Below are 495 nucleotides of genomic sequence, written 5' to 3' on the forward strand. Positions count from 1 at the left end.
GTCTTTGCCCACCGCGAACACATCTCGACCATCCGCCGGACGGTCAACACGATCTGGAACAAATGGCTGCCGGCCTCCGGGCATGAGATCGCGGACGCGCCGGAATTCGAACGCTACGGCCCCGAATTCGACCCGCGCAGCGGCAAGGGCGGGCTGGAGATCTGGATACCGGTGAAGGCGTAGTCGGTCAGGCCATCGGCAACGCCGGCCAGCGATCGGCGATCCGGCCGCCGGAAAACACCGCGATCGACCCGAACTGCTGCAGCACGGCTTCGCTCTGCGTCGGCCTTAGAAACGCGTAGTCGCCGGGCTTTGCGGTCGCGTCGGCGGGCAAGCCCATGAATTGCTGGTTGGAGGACAGGCCGAGCAGCCCGTTCGCCTTCATGCCTTCTGGGAAGACCGGCTCGGCCATCCACTTGCCGCCATAGAGGTAGCAACCCTTGCGCGGGAACCGGCCGAGCGCCTGCAGCAGGCGGGTGACGGCCCGCGGGCCGG

Annotated in this window: 1 protein-coding gene and 1 pseudogene; one reads left to right on the forward strand and one right to left on the reverse strand. The window is 67.3% G+C overall.

The genetic code is table 11. The annotated features are described in order from the left end of the window. A partial coding sequence (locus tag EOC83_RS32555; RefSeq protein WP_206516573.1) for a GyrI-like domain-containing protein occupies positions 1-183 on the forward strand: 183 nt, incomplete at its 5' end. A 4-nt stretch (positions 184-187) separates the two neighbouring features. On the opposite strand, the pseudogene EOC83_RS32560 reads toward EOC83_RS32555, so the two are convergent. Continuing rightward, positions 188-495: pseudogene (locus EOC83_RS32560) on the reverse strand (DSD1 family PLP-dependent enzyme); the annotation flags it as partial.

This window comes from Mesorhizobium sp. Primo-A (assembly GCF_003997175.1).
Classification (GTDB): Bacteria; Pseudomonadota; Alphaproteobacteria; order Rhizobiales; family Rhizobiaceae; genus Mesorhizobium; species Mesorhizobium ciceri.